Consider the following 18,833-nt stretch of genomic DNA (forward strand, 5'->3'; position numbering starts at 1 on the left):
ATGAAACAATATTTAAAATTATGTCAGCGTATTGTTGACGAAGGTCAGTGGGTCGAAAACAAACGTACAGGTACACGTTGTTTAACCGTTATTAATGCCGATTTAGAATACGATGTGGCTAATAATAAGTTTCCGATGATCACGACGCGTAAAAGTTACTACAAAGCAGCTCTCGCCGAATTGCTAGGTTATTTACGCGGTTACGACAGCGCTGAGCAGTTTCGAGAAATTGGCTGTAAAACATGGGATGCCAACGCGAACGATAACAACGCATGGCTTAATAATCCTAACCGTAAAGGTGAGGATGACATGGGACGTGTTTATGGCGTACAAGGCCGTGGTTGGCAACGACCAGATGGCTCAACGCTTGATCAGCTTTCCAAAGTTATTAATAACTTACAAAATGGCATTGATGACCGTGGTGAAATAATCACGTTTTATAATCCAGGTGAGTTTGAGCTTGGTTGTTTGCGCCCGTGTATGCATACGCACACTTTTTCGCTACTTGGCGATACGCTATATTTAACGTCATACCAGCGAAGCTGTGATGTACCGCTTGGCCTTAATTTCAATCAAATTCAATGTTTTGTATTGCTTGCGTTAGTGGCTCAAATTACCGGCCACAAAGCGGGTAAGGCGTATCATAAAATTGCTAATGCACATATTTACGAAAACCAACTTGAACTGATGCGAGATGTGCAGTTAACGCGTGAGCCATTTGCATCACCTCAGTTAAAAATTAATCCAAAAATTAAATCATTAGAAGACATAGAAACGTGGGTAACACGAGACGACTTTGAAGTAATAGGCTATCAATGCCACGAAGCGATTCAATATCCATTTTCAGTATAATAAAAGATTAAGGAAAACATAAAATGAAAGCAGTGATCCCAGTAGCGGGCCTTGGTACTCGTATGTTACCAGCCACTAAAGCAATTCCTAAAGAAATGCTTCCAGTGGTAGACCGTCCTTTAATTCAATATGTAGTAAACGAAGCCGTTGCTGCAGGAATTAAAGAAATAGTGTTAGTAACGCACTCAAGTAAAAATTCAATCGAAAATCACTTCGATACGAGCTTTGAACTAGAAGCTACTTTAGAAAAGCGTGTTAAGCGGCAATTACTTGCCGAAGTGCAAGCAATCTGCCCTAAAGACGTAACCATTATTCACGTACGCCAAGGTGAAGCAAAAGGCTTAGGCCATGCTATTAGTTGTGCAGCGCCTATTATTGGTAACGAACCGTTTGTAGTTATTTTACCAGATGTAATTATCGACGATGTAGAGAGCGATCTTAAAAAAGATAACTTAGCAGAAATGATCGCTAACTTTGAGAAAAATAAGCACAGCCAAATTATGGTAGAACCAGTACCAATGGCACAAGTGAACCAGTTTGGTGTGGTTGATTTAGGTGATGTTGACTTAAAGCAAGGTGAAAGCTCGCCAATTCTTAATATGGTAGAAAAGCCGCCAGTAGATGAAGCTCCATCAAACTTAGCTGTAGTGGGTCGATACGTATTAAGCGAAAATATCTGGCCGTTACTTGCAAAAACTCCGCAAGGTGCAGGCGACGAAATTCAATTAACTGACGCAATTGCGATGTTAATGGAACACGAAAAAGTAGATGCATACGCAATAAAAGGCCGTAGCCACGATTGTGGAAGTAAAATTGGTTACTTAAAAGCAACGATTGAGTTTGCACTTCGTCGCGATGAATTTGCCGATGAATTAAAATCATTTATTAAAAAACTGATTTAACAGTTAACGTAAAACATGAAAGGCGCCTATATCGGCGCCTTTTTTATGAGTTTTGTTAGAGTCTGTTTATCTTTCGAGGTTAAATTTACAGCAGACTGTTTGGTATTTAGGCAAGGCAGAGCCTATGAAGTGTGGTTATTCCCCATAAATAGGCGATAACGTAGCATAAATGCAAACATGCGCTGCCCGAAGGGTTCTGCCTAGGGGCAATTTACTCTTTGTTACTCGGTTTTTACTTATTCTTACATGGATGTAAGCCATTAGAATAACGCAGGAGCAGTTATCGAGCCCACTAGGTTACAAACCTCGCGCCGCGATTAAATGGCCCCTAGATTGAACAAATTTTAATCCTTAAAGGTCAACAGGCCCTAGAATAGAATAAGGAAAGGGATAGCTCTAAAATAAAAGTTTTTAAGTCATTACAGACATATTGTTATTTATGTTGTAAAGTTTGTGTTAATTGGCATTGAATTTGTATTAAATAATGCTCTCAAGGAAGGGGTGGAGTATGCAGTGTTGTGTTTTACGAAATACTGACAAGCATGCGAAGAGCTAAGTTTTATAGCTCACAGCTTAAATAAAGTTAAACGCTTTCTTGTGAGAATGTTTAACTGAAATGTAGTGTAAAAACACTGCTTTCAGGACAGCAAATACATGTTTATATATAAAAAAAATAACATTGGGCTTTTACTTAGCTTGCTAATGCTTTTATTTGGCACAGCATGCAGCGTTACGCCTGAAATAAAAACTATTGATGAACAACCTCAAAGTAACTCGCCTGACTACGTGTCAATTACAGCCCTTGAACTTGCTCAGCTAAAAGATGCCGCAATGCAGTGGCAACAAGCTCGTGAAGGTATAGAGCGAATTTTAAGATTAGAAAAAGAAATCACTTATCTCGTAAATCATATTGATATTATAAACAGCAAAGCTATTGCGCAGTCTAATCAAGGGTACAGCAGCAAGTCTGTACGTTCACCAAGAAACACACGCAATGTTAAGTCACGCCAACAAGTTAAACAAAATTACAGTAATAAAAAACAAACTGTAAAATTAAATAAACCTAAACATGTATTTGCTTTACAGGTAGCTTCGGTTGACTCAGAGCAAGGTGTGGCTAAAGCATGGCAAGAGCTAAATACTAAAGCAGCACCATTGTTTAGAGACAAAATACTGACTAACGTAGAAACCGCCAAAATAAACGACAAAATGTTTTATAGACTAAAGTTAGGCTCTTACCAAAACTTTAAAAATGCGAAAGCCGACTGTGACGTATTTAAGCTGTACAAACTCGATTGCATAGTAAGTAACTACACAGATAAACCGGTTAAACTTTAAAATATTGGATTATAAGGTCTTTTTTGGCTTGTTTTTTGCTTTGTTATTTTTACATAGTGCTAAATGGTTTTTAATCAGTTGAAACATTTTATTTTATACGTGGGATTAGCTCTTAGCCTTATGGGGTGTAGCAGTCAAAATACTGACACTAATCAGTTAGATGATATGGTCCGTATGCAGGAGATAAAGCCTTACCTTGAACAATGGGACAGCAGTAAAGAAAAAATAAATCGTTTAAGTGATATTGAAGAAGACCTGTTAATGTTAATTCAAGCTCTATCCGCACAAACCGATATTGATGCGGTGCCAGAGCCACTTAAAGGTGATGTTAAGCATATAAAGTACGGAAGTGAAAATATTGCTCATATAGCAACAGAATCCATAGAAAGCAAAAGTATTATTGATGCGAAAAAAATAAGTTACAGTGTTCAAATTGCTAGGTATATGAATGCTAAAAGAGCTGAAGCACAAGTGCAGCGTTTACAGCAGCAATATCCACAATTAAGTGCAATTTTGCAATATCAAATAAATGCGCAAACTAAAAATTCAGTTACGCTCTATAACCTGGTAGCTGGGCCCGTTCAAACTCAAAAGCAAGCTGCGCAGTTGTGCATGTTTTTTTTCAGGCTAGGGAATAGGTGTAAATTGACCACTTTTAAAGAAGGCTAAATACAAAAACAGTTTACTTGTTTTGAATATTTAATAAAAAATATATTTTTTCTAAATATTTCATGGACTCTGCCGATACTTAATGTAACCTGACTAAGGTTAATTAAATATATTTAAGGGACAAATTATGAACAATCTTTTTACTAAAGTAGCTTTGGCTGCATCTATCACTGCACTTTCTTTAACCTCTTCAGCAGTAATCGCAGAAACAGCGAATGCAGTTGCATCTGTACAAGTACAAAATTCATTTGACTTTGAAGTTGGGGATCCAATGAACTTTGGTATTGTTCGAGTAACTAATGGTGGAGATGCTGCAGATTTTGCTTCAGTAGTACTTCCTGCATTAGCGGGGAGTAACCCAACTTATATAGCAACAGCTGGAACTACAAATACAGATGCTGAAATTAGTGTTTTAGATTCAACGGATTTCGCACCAGCGACTTTTACAATTTCAGGTGCTTCAAATTTTACAGATATACTGATCCAAAGTGTTACTGATGTAGATATGACTACGCAAGATTCTGCACCTGGTGGGCCGGGCTTTACGTTATCTGATTTTACATATTATGTAGTTGCGGGCAGTAATACCGCAGATACAGGATCCATTGATGGCTCGACTAGCACTGTAACGACAGATATTGATGGTACGGCAACATTTAGTGTTGGAGCAACATTAACTACAGATAAAACAGTATTTACAGAGTATGGCGATGTTTCATACACAGGAGATGTAGCTGTAACTGTTGAATACCAATAAGAGAATAGTTGGGATTAGGGAATAATGTTAAAATACTCATGTTTATTGATTATATTTTCTTCATTTAGTGCTGTATCCCAAGTGACTATTTTCCAACAGCTTAATTTTGGAACCGTGGTTGTTGCCAAAAACGAGCGTGTAAGTACACTTGAACTACTGCCTAACGGGCGTAGTTCAAGTACCAATGACATTCATATAATTGAAGGTGGCGAGGTGGCTGAAGTATTAATTGAAAACTTTCCGCCTAGGGTACAGCTTATAATTTCTGACACCGTTAACGATATGCCACTTACAAGCACTAGTGGTGGCAGCTCGTTTATTCTTAATAAGCTATTATATCGAAATGACATAGTAACCAATGGGTTAGGAACTGCAGAGGTTCATATTGGAGGCCTAATTAGCACATCAGGTAATAACAGTGATTATTTCGATGAACAGTTTAAATCAATAATTCAAATAACAATAGAATATTAATTATTTAATAGTAAAGGACTTTACTAATGAAGCGACATTTTGTCATCGTAATTTTACTTCTACAAATTTTTTTTAGTTTTTCAACCTACGCAAATCTACTTATATCTCCAACTAGGATTGAATTTGACGATCGTCAGCGAGTCGCTAAGATAATACTTATTAATAGCAGCGATGACTATAAAACTTACCGTTTAGAGTGGCAAGAAAAACAAGCTAAACAGTCGGGTGGGTACAAAACCTTAAAGGCGGTTGCTGAAAACCCAAAATCGTTAAGTAATATGATACGAATGAGCCCCTCACAAGTGAGATTGGCTCCAGGCGAACGCCAAATTGTAAAGCTTGCATTGCGTAAACCTAAAGGTCTGGCTATTAATGAATATCGCTCTCACCTTCTATTCAAAGCTTTACCCAGTGATAGTAAGGTAAAAGAAAGCGAAGGAGTAGGTGTTAATGTTAATTTTATCTTAAGTTATTCTATTCCTGTTATTTTACGACAGGGTAAATTGGCTTCCCCAAATGTACATATAGAAGAATTAAAGCTTGCGAAAACTAAATCAGGTAAAGTCGATTCTATTGAGTTTACTATGGCAAGAAATGGTAAGTATAGTTCATTTGGTAAACTGGAAGCGTATTTCAAAGCTAAATCAGATGAAAAAGAAAAAAAGGTTTCAATACTTAACGACTTCAGTATCTACCCTGAGTTAAATACAAAAAGTTTAAGTATGTCTTTATTAAAGCCTGACATGTTAACCCCCCCAGGTACTCTTAGAGTTATATATAAAGGGTTAAATAAATATAGCAAACATACTTTTTTTAATGAAGTTTTTTCTATTGATGAAAGTGGTTCTGTCACTGCTATAACTAATTAATATTGATTATAAAAATGCGTATATATTTACTTTTTACTCTTTTACTTATAATGGCACTTCCTACGTGCGCTAAAGATAGTAAAAAGCAAATTAATGTAGACGACATTTTACTTAATATAGAAAAAAAATGGTCTTTATATGAGTCATCTAAAAATTTTAATTCAAGTAATAAAAACTTACAGATTAGTAAAAATAATAAAGCCGATGAACCTTTAGTTGGTATACCCGCAGGTGAACTATTAGTGTTATCGGCGAGATTGGATGATTTATATTTAGGCGAAATTATCGCTATAAAAAGCCCTAATAGCGCATGGATTGAGCTAAGTAGTTTTATTGAACAGCTGGATTTTGCGATTGAGGTTAATAATGAAATTAAACAAGCTAAAGGGTGGTTCATTAGCGAAGAAAACCACTTTGAACTGGATGTTAGTTCTCAAGTTGTGAGAGTTAAAAATAATACATTTTCAATTAAGCCAACTGATTATTATATTGATAATGGCGATGTTTTTATTTTAACAGAGCAGTTAAATAATTGGTTTGGGACTGGCATAAAATTAGACTTTGGTGCATTAAGACTAGATCTAAACCCTAGTACCACTCTACCCATTGAACAAAAAATTCTTCGTGAACAACGTTTGTTTTTTTCTAACAGCAACAAAACTAATCCAACCCTTCCATGGAAAGCCAGCCCCTACAAGATGCTTTCAAACCCTGTTGCTGATATTCAACTGAGTTTGACAGCGAGTAATTCGCAAAACAATTTTTCCTATTCCGTTTTAGGCGCTCAAGATTTAGCTTATATAAGTACTGAATATTATCTAGCTGGGCAAAGTAGTGATTTACTGAATGACTCACGATTAAGTTTTTTACGGCAGATTGAAGGTGAAAACCTGTTTAATATTAGTAATATTGAGTTTGGGGATATATTACCAGTAAGAGTCGCCGGAGGACCGAGTAGCTATTATTCTCGGGGCCTTAAAGTTGGCAACAAACCATTAAACAAAGAAATAAATGGCGACTTAATAACGCTTAGTGGTGCAATTTCTGCTGGCTGGGATGTAGAACTATACAGAAATAATATTCTGATTGATCAACAGCTAAGCCTAGCTGATGGACGATATTACTTTGAGGATGTCGAGCTATTATTTGGTGCTAATACATTTGAGCTGATTTTTTACGGTCCACAAGGGCAGATTGAGCGAAAATTAGAAGAGTTTATTATTGATGGCAATAGTCTGAACAAGGAAGATGTTTATTATGAATTATCACTTACTCAGCAGGGTGACAAATTATTAGAAGAAAATGTAAATAATGATAGTGGCTGGTTGTTGTCTGGACGTTATGAGCAGGGAGTGACTGATTATTTATCTATTTATACTGGTGGGACTAAATTGTTTGATGTTGATAGGCCTGATGAAGAGTTAAATTCTTACACATTTGGCAGTAATCTTAGTTTGTTAAATAAATATTTGATAAATTTTAGCTATAACAGAAATAGCGAAAGTGAAACAGATTTAGGGTTGTCACTTCGAACTGAATATAATGAGCAGTCATTGCGATTTGGAGTTACAAAATATTCAAGATTAACAAACAGCTCAGTTTATCCAAACCACTTAAGTGATAACCAATCAATCTCATTTAATATGTCAGGGAATTTAATGCGTAACTCTTTTGGCAGTATCAATTACCAAAATAGCTTTTATAGCAACGAAGTCGATGAAGGAAATAATTCGTACACATTTGGTAATATTCTAAATTATTCACTAGCTGGCTTCAGTATAAATAACAACCTTCAATTCAGTCATTTTAGTAATGACTCAGATGACACTGTGTTTGGTCGAAGTATATTACAAAAACGTTTTGGAGCACTAGGTACTCGCTTTAGTTTAGGTTATTTAATAGACCCTGATACCGAAATAACTGATTATGAAGTTCAATTAAATCGCTACTTTTTCAACTTTTTAGATGGTGAGTTAAAGTTAAAAAAACAATTAACCAGTGGACTGAAATCAGCTGAATTAGGGTTAAATTGGTATACAGATTTTTTAACTTTATATAGCAGTATTGACTACAACTCTAAAGGTGAGTGGAAAGTTGGCTTATTTAGCCGCTTTAGTTTAGGTTATGATAGCAATAATAATGATTATTATATTAATAAGCGCAGCTTGGTTAATAATGGCTCGTTACTAGTTCATGTGTATATTGATGAAAATAATAATGGTGTTTATGACGAAGGTGAAAAAAATCTCGAAGGAATTAAAGTTAAAGGTTTACAGAACTACCGAAGAGCAATTACAGATGAAAGCGGTATGGCTTTATTATCTGGAATGCCCGCTAATTTAACCACCGATATAGTGATTGATTCTGACAGTATTAGCGAACCATTTTTAGTTGCAGCAAATGATGGCTTTTCTATAACCCCCCGTGCAGGTTTTGTTGAATATATGGAAATACCGCTTAATAATAGTAGCGAGGTTGAGGGCACTGTTTACAAACAAAGTGAACAAGGTAACAGTGAAGTACAGCCGTTCGCCACGATTAAATTACTCGACAAATTAGGTAAACAAGTGGCGCAAACACAAGCGGCTTATGATGGGTATTATTTATTTACAGATTTACGGCCAGGTCAATATAAAGCCGTAATAGATGATGAGTTTAAAGAGCGTAAATCCTTAAAAAATACACAACAAGTAACTGTAAACTTACCAGCGCAAGGTGAGGTAGTGATGGGGGTTGACTTCGAACTGAGAGAAAAGACACAAACGCCAGCGTATATTGCTAATGCAGGTGGTTTTTCATCGTTGTCAATTATGAAAGCGTATTACCAATTGATAAAGCGCCATTTGGATGAACAATCAAGGCGTGATGCGTTTTATATAAAAGATAACGAACAAAATCGTTATATTTTAGCTGTTGCTTACGCCGATTCAGAGCAAGAAAAACTTGAGCAGGTATGCAATAAATTAACTGCTAAAGGGCTAAAGTGTAAAATTCAAGCGCAACTTATCAGCCACTAATACTAACAAGGTTTAACCATGTATTTCATTAATTTATCTAAACACAATTTAGTAGTTATGACCTCTCTTGTAATGCTTGTTTTATCGGGCTGTAGTAGCACAACTAAACCAAGCGAAGTAGCAGCGACAAATCAAAAAGGCACACGTATTTCAGCAGAAGAATTGGCACAGTTAAAGGCTTCTTCTCAGCAATGGCAGTCTGCAAAAGAAGGCGTTGAGCGGTTATTAATTATAGAAGAAGATTTAAAATTATTAATAAGCCAACTTAATGCAGTGGTAAAGCAAGAAGGCGACTCAAATGAGGCAGTGCGATCAGTAACAATTAGCCCGTTAAAAAAAGTAGAAGAAAAACCTCAAACAGCAATAACAAAACCGGCAATAAAAATAGAAAAAACATCCCAAATGCTATCGTCTCCAGTAATAGCAAAAGCAGAAAAACCAGTATTAAAACCTGAAGTTGATGAAACTAATAAGGTAAAAAGAATAACACCAGCCAGTAGTGAAAAAGCTGAATATATACCTGCAACAGCACGGTACGCACTACAAGTTGCAGCTGTTACAGATAAAACGCGCTTAAAGCAAAGCCTAAATGAAATAAAAAATAACAGTCCAGAGCTATTTCAGGGACCGTTTATTGCCAATATAGAGAGCGTCGACATTGGTGGTGTAACTTTTTATCGTTTAAAGCTAGGCGCTTATGAAACCCAAGCTAATGCAAAAGCGGGTTGTGATAAACTTAAAAAACGAGAGATTAATTGTGTAGTTAGCCACTACACGCAAGCACCATTAAATAACTAGGCATAATAATTGCTTCATCCTAATTATGTTTTAATGAGGATGGCAATTATGCGCCTTTTACTGCCTTTATTATTTTTAAATTTAGCTGCTTGTAACTTGGTGCCACCGCCAGAACCAAGTGTGCCTACAGATGCACCTAAAGCGGCCATGGCTCCTTTTACGGTTAATGACTATGTAGTTAATTTAACGTCGCAACTTAACCACCTAAACGGAGCATTAAATGCTAATGCACGTGTTGGCGTTAGTAGCTTCTTTTATGCAGATGCACTAGATACAAAATTGGTGACAGGGCAGGCCTCAGGATTAAGTCAGCAGATCCAAGAAAGTCTGCTTACACAATTTACTCAACTGGGTTATCACACCGTTGAATACAGACTTGGGAATAACCTCTCTTTATCAGAAAACTCAGACAGTATTTTAAGTCGCGATTTAAGTAAATTACGTAATCGCCAAAATATTGACTTAGTTATCACAGGAACAGTGACTCGCCAGCAGCATGCATACATAGTTAATGCACGGCTTGTGAATATAGAAAATAAACAGGTGCTCTCTGCGGGAAGTACCGAGATCCCAATTAATGTAATGTGGGGCAATGAGAAAATTCAGCAGCGTGACGGACTTTTATACCGAAGCGAATACTAATTTGGAGCACAAAATGAAAAACCTATTAATTACATTATGCTTACCACTGGGCTTTGGTTGCTCTCAAATACTAGGCACAATGAATACAGACACCACAACACCACAAAGTGAGCAAAGCAATCAACTGGTGAGTAACCAACGCGACGTTGCAGCGCCTGTTTCTGACGATAACTTATTTCAGTCAGGAATGGCTCCACAGGATAACTACACAAAAGCAACACCGCCAATGCGCAAAAATATTAACCATTATGTGCGCGGCATAATGCAAGACATGGTTGAAAACTTACAGTACGTAAGTGAACAAACACCGTTAGCTGTTTCGAGTTTTGTTTTTTTAGATGAAGACTACAACGATGGTAGCTTACTAGGGAACCAAATTGCAGAAAGCTTCATGCATGAATTACACAGCTTTGGTGTACCCGTTATTGATTTTAAAACAACTGATTATATGCGTGTTACCTCAACAGGCGACTTTGTATTTAGTCGCGACTATTTAGAGCTAAATCAAGATCAAAACTTTAAATATGTACTTGCCGGTACGCTTGTAAACCATCAAGGTGGTGTACTTGTTAATGCACGTATTGTTGGGCTAGAAAGTAAGGCCGTAGTAGGTTCTGCACAAGGGTTTATTCCACAGTCGGTTGTTGATGCGCTTAATAGTAGTTATCGCACTGATGGCATAATGTTAAAACAAGCAAGCAAGTGAGATAATTATGTATAGTAAATTATTTAACCGCTTTATCGTTTTTTTTGCTTTAGCTAACTTAGCAGGTTGTGCCTTTACTCAAAATAGTGGAAGTGCTGAAATTAATACGCCTTCAACCACACAAGTAAATTATGACCTAGCAAGCATGCTTAAAATAGCCGAGCAAAAATCAACTCAAGATGATGTTAACGGTAATCAATTTACACCACTTCAGCACCATAAAACACTTGCTAACTATGTAGAGCAAATGGCACTTGATTTGGTTGATACGCTTGAATTTGAAAGTGATACCGACACCAATATTAATATTGCCGTTACTACCTTGGTCGATCTTGATTCATCGCTTACTAAAAGCAATCAATTGGGTAATCAAATTTCTGAAACGTTAATTCATCAGTTACAAAAGTTTGGTTATGGCGTGGTTGATTTTAAAACAACCCAAACAATAGATGTAAATAGCCGTGGTGATTTTGCTTTTTCGCGCGATATTGAAAAGCTTAGCGAAGAGCAAATGGCGAGCCATGTATTAGCGGGTACATTAATTTATCGCAATGATGCTGTTGTTGTAAATACACGTGTAATTAACGCGCATACAAAAAAAATCGTCGCGAGTAGTCGAAAACTAATCCCAATTTATGTACTAAATAAAGAAGATATATACTTATCAAGCAATTAAGTTCAGTTGTTGCTTGATATAAAAAACCAGATGCCGTTATAATTCACATCTCTAAGCACACAGCTTATTTGTGGCCTCTTAGTTAAATGGATATAACGGCCCCCTCCTAAGGGGCAGTTGCAAGTTCGATTCTTGCAGGGGCTACCAATTAAATCAATGAGTTATATTTTAACTTCCCTTCCTTATACTTTGTGTATAGCGTATATGTAGTAGTGTTGCACTTTTTAGTTAAAGGCGTTTAAAGCTTCTTGCTCACATTTTTCACGCTCTGAAACCATGGCTTCAAAGTCGGCTTGAATTTGTGCTAGAACAGTTGGTGGGTTAAGTCGTTTGATTCTTTTAAATTGAATGCTTTCTTCTTCATCATAGGCGAGTATTGCTAAAGTGATTTTTTCGCGTTCGATACCATTTGAAAATATTCCTTCGGCATCTAATTGTATGAGCACTTTTTCCATTGTCGTTAGCCATTGATGCCAATTATCCATTGCTTCTATATCTGATTGAAACAAATCAATGCTGTCTTCTAGTTTTTGGCACTCTAGAGTTGTTTCATCAAAGTATTCGGAATAATCCTCAAGCATCGGGTAATCCTCAGGGTTCCATTTAGCCATGTAAAAGCTACTTACATCGTTGTTGTACTCTGCTTCAAATACTTTTTTTAAATCCGATAAGGTATTAAACATTGGCAGTAGTGAGTAGCTACCTGTGTGGTAAAAGCCCATTACATAAAGATCGTTACCGTATTTTTGTATAATGTTTTTAAATGCTTTTTTAGTATCTTGATAAAGTGTTTTTTCGAAGTTTTTAGTATCTAACATGAGGTCATTATTTCTTTTATTAGTACAGAAATTTATATGAAAAAGAGAGCGATTAAAACTCACTCTACTAAAATGAAATAACCAGAGCTATTATATAACCCTGGTTATTGTAAGTTAATATTAACCATCACTTGTAATTGTATCAATTAATTCACTAAGCACGGCTTCAGATTGACTTGTTTCTACTTGGCAAGTACCTGCATTTAAATGACCACCACCGCCGTATTTAAGGCACAGTTCGCCAACATTGGTGTTTGAACTGCGGTTAGTTATTGATTTACCTATGGCATACACTACGTTTTGTTTTTTAAGGCCCCACATTTTATGAATCGAGATATTGCAGTCGGAGTACATGGCATAAATAACAAATCGGTTTGTGGCGTAAATTGTTTCTTCTTGGGTTAAATCAAGAACCACTAAGTTTTTATGAACGATAGCGCATTGAGAAATTTGTTCTTTAGCTTTTTCGTTATGCTCGTTATATAAAGCAACACGTTCGGCTACGTCTTCCATTTTTAGGATTTCTTCGATGCTCTGATCTTTACATGCATCAATGAGTTTCATCATTAATTGATAATTTGAAATTTTAAACTCGCGAAAACGGCCAAGGCCTGTTCGCGCATCCATAATAAAGTTCATTAATACCCAATCTGTTGGGTTTAATATTTCGTCTTTTGAAAACTGAGCAGCATCGCCTTTATCAACAGCGTCCATCATTTCAACAGAAATATTTGGAAGTTTTTCAGCGCCGCCATAATAGTCATAAACTACGCGTGCTGCTGATGGCGCTTCTGGATCAATAATATGATTTTTTATGTCGCTTGAGTTACGAACGGTTTCGCTAAGATGATGATCGAATGCTATGTGGCAGCCTGCAACGTAGGGGAGGTTGGTCGTGATGTCGTTTTCGGTAATGTCTATTTTGCCATCTTGCATGTCTTTTGGATGAACAAACAAAATATCATCAATTAGGTCTAAGTCTTTAAGCAATACGGCACAAACTAAGCCATCAAAATCGCTGCGAGTGACTAGTCTAAATTTATTATTGGGCATAGCTATTCCATCTTTTTTAATTGAATTATCAATTAAGTGTAACAGCTAAAATTTTTTTTGAGAGGTCAGCTTAAAAAAATTATAAAAAAAAGCCAAAACGTTAGTTTTGGCTTTTGCTTAGCAAGTTTGTATGTGTGGTAAATAGGTTATGCGCCTGGGCCACATTCCATACATGAATTTACAATGTCTGGGCCAAATTTAAGTTTGGCATTTAAGTCGCGAAGGGCGGTACGTAACCCTTCTTCAATTACTGGGTGGTAAAATGGCATATCAAGCATTTCTGGTACGGTCATTTTGTTTTGTACAGCCCATGCTAGTAAGTGAGCAATGTGTTCGGCTTGTGGGCCAATAAACTCAGCACCTAAAAATAAGCCTGTGCCTTGCTCTGCATATACACGCATATGACCTTTGTTTTTAAGCATTACTCGGCTTCGGCCTTGATTTTCAAAGCTGACTTCGCCTACTTCAAAACAACCGCATGGGCCTAAACGGTCGGTAATTTGCTTGTAGCTTTCGCCGACCATTGCTATTTGTGGGTCGCTAAATACGGCTGCAATTTTTGCTCTACGCAGACCTATACGTACATCTGGGAAGCGCCCTGCATTTTGACCTGCAATAGCACCTTGGTCAGATGCCTCGTGTAACAATGGGAGCATGTTACTCGCATCGCCTGCTATAAATATGTTTGACTCACCACACTGCATTGTGTGTGTGTCTGCGTGCGGTACGCCGCGCTCATCAAGTTCAATGCCGGTGTTTTCAAGGCCTAGTTTATCTACGTTTGGTACTCGGCCTGTGGCTGCAAGTACGTAGTCAAACTGTTCGGTGTGTTTTTCACCTTGTTTGTCGGTGTAAGTTAGCTGTGCTTTATCGCCAACTTGCATCATGTCAGATACGTTTGAGTCGGTATCTACAAAAAATTCTTCAGCAAAAACAGTATTCGCATAGTCTTTTACTACAGGGTCTGTAAGTGGGCCAATTGCGCCGCCTACACCAAATAGTTTTACATTTACGCCTAGTCGGCTAAGTGCTTGGCCAATTTCAAGACCTATTACACCAGGGCCAAATACAGCGACTGATTCTGGTAGGTCATCCCAATCAAATACGTCGTCGTTTATAATAAGTTTGTCGCCAAAGTTATTAAATACGCCGGGGTATGAAGGGCGTGAGCCGGTTGCAATTACAAAGCGTTTTGCTGTAATAATTGTGTGGTCGTCTATTTGTACGCGGTTTGTGTCTAAAAATTTAGCGTAACCACGAATTTTATCACCCTCTGGTAATTCATCTACGGCTTCTACTACGAATCCTGCAAAACGATCTCGTTCACTTTTAACGCGTGCCATAACTGCTTTGCCATCAATAACTGGCTTTGAGCTATGAACACCAAATGCAGGTGCCATTTCAATTGCGTGTGCGGCTTCGGCGGCTGCAATCAATAACTTGCTTGGCATACAACCAACACGTGCACATGTGGTGCCGTATGGGCCTGATTCGATCATTAATACATTTTGTGTGAACTGTTTAGCATTACGATAAGCACTTAAACCAGCAGTGCCTGCGCCTATAACAACAACATCGGTTTGCAATTCTTTCATAGTATTTTTTCCTCTAATAAATAGGGGCATAAAAGCCCCTATTTTTTACCTACTTACGTTAGGCATTTAATTTACTTATTGATTAAGCAAAGTATTTTTCTAAGTCGTCTGAACCACCGATGTGTTTACCACCAATGAATATTTGTGGAACAGTTTCACGACCAGATACAGCTTTTAGACTTGTTAGTGATGCGCCTGCACCCATAACAATCTCTTCATATGCGAAACCTTTCTCTGCAAGAAGCTCTTTCGCTTTTTTACAGAAAGGACAGCCAGGTTTAGTAAAGATGCTTACTGGTTCTGGTTTAGCTTGCTTAGGGTTGATGTAATCAAGCATTGTGTCTGCGTCAGATACTTCAAACGGGTCACCTGGTAAATCTGGTTCGATGAACATTTTGTCAATCACGCCATCTTTAACAAGCATAGAGTATCTCCAGCTGCGCTTACCAAAGCCTAGGTCGTTTTTGTCTACTAACATGCCCATGCCGTCAGTAAATTCGCCGTTGCCGTCTGGTAATAAAGTAATGTTTTGCGCTTCTTGATGCTCAGCCCATGCGTTCATTACAAAGGTATCGTTTACTGATAAACATACAATTTCGTCAACGCCGTTTTGCTTAAGTACGCCTGCTAATTCGTTATAACGTGGTAAGTGAGTTGATGAACATGTTGGTGTGAATGCACCTGGTAGTGAAAACACTACAACAGTTTTACCTTTAAAAATGTCATCTGTTGTTACTGATTTCCAATCATTATTTTCGCGAGTTGCAAATGTAACACTTGGGATTGTTTGACCTTCGATATTGTTTAACATAGTTTTTGTTCCTCTTGATTTGTTGATAGCCATTATGGTGAATAATTAAATATAGTTCCAATCGTTTGTTTGTATTAAACTGATAGTTATAAACTATCACGTAGAGCTGAATATGAACTTAAAAGATTTTGAATATGTAAAAGCAATAGCGCAATATAAGCATTTTCGCAAAGCTGCCGATGCATGTTTTGTTAGCCAGCCTACATTAAGTGGTCAAGTAAAAAAACTCGAAAATGAGCTTGGCGTTACTTTGTTTGATCGCTCAACCAAGCAAGTCACCTTAACAGCAAAAGGTGAACGTTTGTTGACGCAAATAGAAATTATTTTAGAACAAACGCAAATACTCAAAGAACTTGCTGCTACTTCTAACGAGCCTCTACAAGGTAAATTAACTATTGGCATTATCCCTACCATTGCGCCTTACTTGTTGCCTGCGTTATTAACATCAATGAAAGCGGCATTTATTGATAGCCAGTTTTCGTTTATTGAGATGCAAACAGCAACAATTTTAGAAGCTTTAAACAAGGGTGAACTCGACTTTGCTATTCTAGCTGATGTGCCAGAGCTTATTAATTACCATACGGTTGCTTTATACAAAGAAGATTTTTTAGTGGCGGTATCACACGATAACGCGCTTTCTAAGCATAAAAAAGTAGCGCTGAGCGATCTTCAAGGATGCAGCCTATTAATGTTAAGTGATGGTCATTGCTTTAAAGATCAAGCCCAAAAGTTTTGTTTTTCCGCAGGGGTAGATGTATCTAACCAGTATAAAGGTAATAGTTTAGAAACATTATTAGCGTTAGTGGCTATGGATGACGGTATTACATTTGTACCAAAGTTAGCATGTACCGACCGTGTAGGGATTGATTACTTGCCTATATTCCCTAATCAGCAGCGTAACGTGGTGTTTGCATGCAGAAAGCATTATCCGCATTTATCTGGTGTAGAACAATTGGGCGAGTGGTTATCGGCTCACCCTAATTTAAAAGCTAAATTGAGTAAAAACTCTAAAGATCTTGGCTGATTATTTCTACTACATCGTTAATTTGCACGCCAGGTAGTGGTTTGTCATCAATACTGACTGCTACTGCGGTTTGCTGATAAAGCTGCTCTACGCGAATTTTATTAAGCGTGGTGATGGTGTGCGGCATTACATTACCTGCCGCGTCGGTTAAATAGTTATGGTGCGCAATGCTTAGCATTTGGCCTTTTTTTAACCCATGAGCTTTACCCAAGTTAATAACGATTTTGCTATTTTCCATATGCATTATTTTGCCTTGTGTAGGTAGGCATGCCATGGCTGCTTGAATATCATAACTCACTGATTGGTTGATATCGGTTATGCTTTGCCCATAAGGCGATTGCCAAAACCTATCACTATTAACATCCACTATGGTTGTTTTTTCAAATGGCCAAATTGCTTGAGTATGGTAACTATTTTGCCAAAGCTGCTCATAGGTAGTGCCATCAAATAGTGCAAACTCAATGTTGTAACTGCGCTCATACGCCTCGTCCTGCCAAAATGCATAATCGTTATTGAGTTTGTCGCTAGTCGAAAGGCTGGTTATTTGGCTAAGCAATACATATTGAGCGTTACTGCGCGAAGATATTTCTTCTAATTGAGCGTTTGAATAGTCGTGCTGCTGCGAAAAGTATTTATCAACGCTTATTGCATTATTATAGTAAGCAATAGGCACTGCGCTCATTTTTGATTTTTGCAGTGAGGTAAAAATATTTTTGCTAATCGCTTTACTTACGTCAAATATTTGACCCATTTTAGCGTGTTCACGATGAACAAGTTGGCTTTGTGTAACGGCCACAAACTTATTAAAGCTATTTTGTGGGCATTGCTCTGTTTGAGAAAAAATATCGAGTCGTAATGTAATAGCAAATTTATTGTCGTATTTATTTTCGCTGACCAGTTCAATTTTTTGAATTTCGCCGTGGCTGCTAATTTTTAGCTGATCTTGCATTAACACGCCATCTACCAAGGTTTGCACCGAGCTAACCCGTGCGCCAGAGAACACTAACGCTTGTGTAATCGCATCTTTTATAGCGGCAGATTTGGCAGCGCTCGTATCACCATTTTGAACGTTCGCATGGCCCGTTGATTCATACCACTGCGCTTTAGTAAAAGGGGAGAACGTTAATAATGCCGTTGCACTTAACCCTGCAAATGCCAATGATAAAAACGACTTCATACTTTTACTCCAATTAAACGTTAGCTATTAACTAGGTAGAGCAAGGACTGTACCAATGTTATTTGGTAATACTATAAATGGCATTAAACGTGCATATGTACTGCTAATTACTATACAAGGGCTAGATGCTATGCGAGCGATTTCATTACTTATTACACTTGGGTGTTTAACCTTAGGTGGTTGTAGCAGCGTTTTTGATAAGCATGTTGAATATAAATATGTAGAGCCAAATAATTACCCAGTTTTAAAAGCGATAGGGTATGCACCTATTAGCTTACAAAAAGGCGCTAACGCGTCGCAAAAGCAACTTATGGCAATTAAAGCTTCTAAGCTTGAGGCTTACCGCGAGCTTACTGAACAAGTATATGGGCAAAAAATTACCGCTGGAACAACGGTGGAAGGTTCAATTGCTCAAGACGATTACTTAGAAAGTAAAGTGCAGGGGCTCATTAAAGGTGCGCAAATTATAAAAACGTATGCTGTTGATGATACCTATGTAACCGAGCTTGAGCTCAACATGAAGCGTGTGCACGATTTATACATAGGTGAAGTAAAACCACGCGAAGTTAAAAAAGTAACGTACTACTAAAAAAGTTATTCAAAATATCTCATCCTCTTATATTGAGTGCTATGCTGTTGTTAGGATTAATTTTTA

The 18,833-nt window shown here is 37.4% G+C and carries 19 protein-coding genes and 1 tRNA gene; 15 read left to right on the forward strand and 5 right to left on the reverse strand.

Annotated elements, in window-relative coordinates; all coding sequences use genetic code 11:
• From I6E80_RS02610 to I6E80_RS02670, 13 genes are all read left to right on the forward strand, one after another.
• Positions 1 to 852, forward strand: a complete 852-nt coding sequence (locus I6E80_RS02610) for a thymidylate synthase (RefSeq protein WP_197184706.1) — start codon at positions 1 to 3, stop codon at positions 850 to 852.
• A gap of 23 nt (positions 853 to 875) precedes the next feature.
• Entirely contained in the window at positions 876 to 1,754 is an 879-nt protein-coding gene (gene galU, locus I6E80_RS02615; protein WP_076923554.1) for a UTP--glucose-1-phosphate uridylyltransferase GalU, read from the forward strand.
• A 654-nt stretch (positions 1,755 to 2,408) separates the two neighbouring features.
• Positions 2,409 to 3,092 carry an SPOR domain-containing protein gene (locus tag I6E80_RS02620; RefSeq protein ID WP_197184707.1) on the forward strand — a complete coding sequence of 228 codons (684 nt, stop codon included), beginning with the start codon at positions 2,409 to 2,411 and terminating at the stop codon, positions 3,090 to 3,092.
• Positions 3,093 to 3,155: 63 nt separating this feature from the next.
• Complete coding sequence (locus I6E80_RS02625) at positions 3,156 to 3,761, forward strand: SPOR domain-containing protein (protein ID WP_231616681.1); 606 nt, start codon at positions 3,156 to 3,158, stop codon at positions 3,759 to 3,761.
• 127 nt (positions 3,762 to 3,888) lie between these two features.
• Positions 3,889 to 4,518, forward strand: a complete 630-nt coding sequence (locus tag I6E80_RS02630) for a DUF4402 domain-containing protein (protein WP_024598738.1) — start codon at positions 3,889 to 3,891, stop codon at positions 4,516 to 4,518.
• 24 nt (positions 4,519 to 4,542) lie between these two features.
• A complete protein-coding gene (locus I6E80_RS02635) occupies positions 4,543 to 4,992 on the forward strand; it encodes a hypothetical protein (protein WP_024598737.1) in 450 nt (149 codons plus the stop codon).
• A 26-nt stretch (positions 4,993 to 5,018) separates the two neighbouring features.
• Positions 5,019 to 5,861, forward strand: a complete 843-nt coding sequence (locus tag I6E80_RS02640; RefSeq protein ID WP_024598736.1) for a molecular chaperone — start codon at positions 5,019 to 5,021, stop codon at positions 5,859 to 5,861.
• A 14-nt stretch (positions 5,862 to 5,875) separates the two neighbouring features.
• Positions 5,876 to 8,878, forward strand: coding sequence for a carboxypeptidase-like regulatory domain-containing protein (locus I6E80_RS02645; protein WP_139016063.1), 3,003 nt, complete (start codon positions 5,876 to 5,878; stop codon positions 8,876 to 8,878).
• A gap of 18 nt (positions 8,879 to 8,896) precedes the next feature.
• Positions 8,897 to 9,676, forward strand: coding sequence for an SPOR domain-containing protein (locus I6E80_RS02650; protein ID WP_024598734.1), 780 nt, complete (start codon positions 8,897 to 8,899; stop codon positions 9,674 to 9,676).
• Between the two features lie 48 nt (positions 9,677 to 9,724).
• Complete coding sequence (locus tag I6E80_RS02655) at positions 9,725 to 10,318, forward strand: FlgO family outer membrane protein (protein ID WP_007583140.1); 594 nt, start codon at positions 9,725 to 9,727, stop codon at positions 10,316 to 10,318.
• 13 nt (positions 10,319 to 10,331) lie between these two features.
• Entirely contained in the window at positions 10,332 to 11,024 is a 693-nt protein-coding gene (locus I6E80_RS02660; RefSeq protein ID WP_024598733.1) for a FlgO family outer membrane protein, read from the forward strand.
• A 7-nt stretch (positions 11,025 to 11,031) separates the two neighbouring features.
• A complete protein-coding gene (locus I6E80_RS02665; protein ID WP_024598732.1) occupies positions 11,032 to 11,700 on the forward strand; it encodes a FlgO family outer membrane protein in 669 nt (222 codons plus the stop codon).
• Between the two features lie 72 nt (positions 11,701 to 11,772).
• A tRNA-Arg gene (locus tag I6E80_RS02670) sits at positions 11,773 to 11,847 on the forward strand.
• A gap of 77 nt (positions 11,848 to 11,924) precedes the next feature.
• On the opposite strand, the gene I6E80_RS02675 is transcribed toward I6E80_RS02670, so the two are convergent.
• The 4 genes from I6E80_RS02675 to I6E80_RS02690 form a co-directional block, all read right to left on the reverse strand.
• Positions 11,925 to 12,518, reverse strand: coding sequence for a DUF4303 domain-containing protein (locus tag I6E80_RS02675; protein WP_024598731.1), 594 nt, complete (start codon positions 12,516 to 12,518; stop codon positions 11,925 to 11,927).
• A gap of 120 nt (positions 12,519 to 12,638) precedes the next feature.
• Complete coding sequence (locus I6E80_RS02680) at positions 12,639 to 13,571, reverse strand: exopolyphosphatase (RefSeq protein ID WP_024598730.1); 933 nt, start codon at positions 13,569 to 13,571, stop codon at positions 12,639 to 12,641.
• 146 nt (positions 13,572 to 13,717) lie between these two features.
• The gene (locus tag I6E80_RS02685; RefSeq protein ID WP_024598729.1) at positions 13,718 to 15,166 is read right to left on the reverse strand and encodes a dihydrolipoyl dehydrogenase; all 1,449 of its coding nucleotides are present in this window, start codon (positions 15,164 to 15,166) and stop codon (positions 13,718 to 13,720) included.
• An 82-nt stretch (positions 15,167 to 15,248) separates the two neighbouring features.
• Positions 15,249 to 15,977, reverse strand: a complete 729-nt coding sequence (locus tag I6E80_RS02690) for a glutathione peroxidase (protein WP_024598728.1) — start codon at positions 15,975 to 15,977, stop codon at positions 15,249 to 15,251.
• A gap of 112 nt (positions 15,978 to 16,089) precedes the next feature.
• Here I6E80_RS02690 and I6E80_RS02695 point away from each other — a divergent pair, with 112 nt between their 5' ends.
• Positions 16,090 to 17,001 (forward strand): LysR substrate-binding domain-containing protein, encoded by a 912-nt coding sequence (locus tag I6E80_RS02695; protein ID WP_197184708.1) that lies wholly within the window; start codon positions 16,090 to 16,092, stop codon positions 16,999 to 17,001.
• Here I6E80_RS02695 and I6E80_RS02700 read toward each other — a convergent pair.
• Positions 16,985 to 18,178, reverse strand: coding sequence for a flagellar assembly protein FlgT (locus I6E80_RS02700; protein ID WP_170071823.1), 1,194 nt, complete (start codon positions 18,176 to 18,178; stop codon positions 16,985 to 16,987). The genes I6E80_RS02695 and I6E80_RS02700 overlap by 17 nt on opposite strands.
• A 130-nt stretch (positions 18,179 to 18,308) precedes the next feature.
• Here I6E80_RS02700 and I6E80_RS02705 point away from each other — a divergent pair, with 130 nt between their 5' ends.
• A complete protein-coding gene (locus I6E80_RS02705; protein ID WP_008168853.1) occupies positions 18,309 to 18,767 on the forward strand; it encodes an LPP20 family lipoprotein in 459 nt (152 codons plus the stop codon).
• Positions 18,768 to 18,833 lie beyond the last annotated feature (66 nt).

This window comes from Pseudoalteromonas sp. NSLLW218 (genome assembly GCF_015864775.1).
In the GTDB taxonomy this organism is placed as follows: Bacteria; Pseudomonadota; Gammaproteobacteria; order Enterobacterales; family Alteromonadaceae; genus Pseudoalteromonas.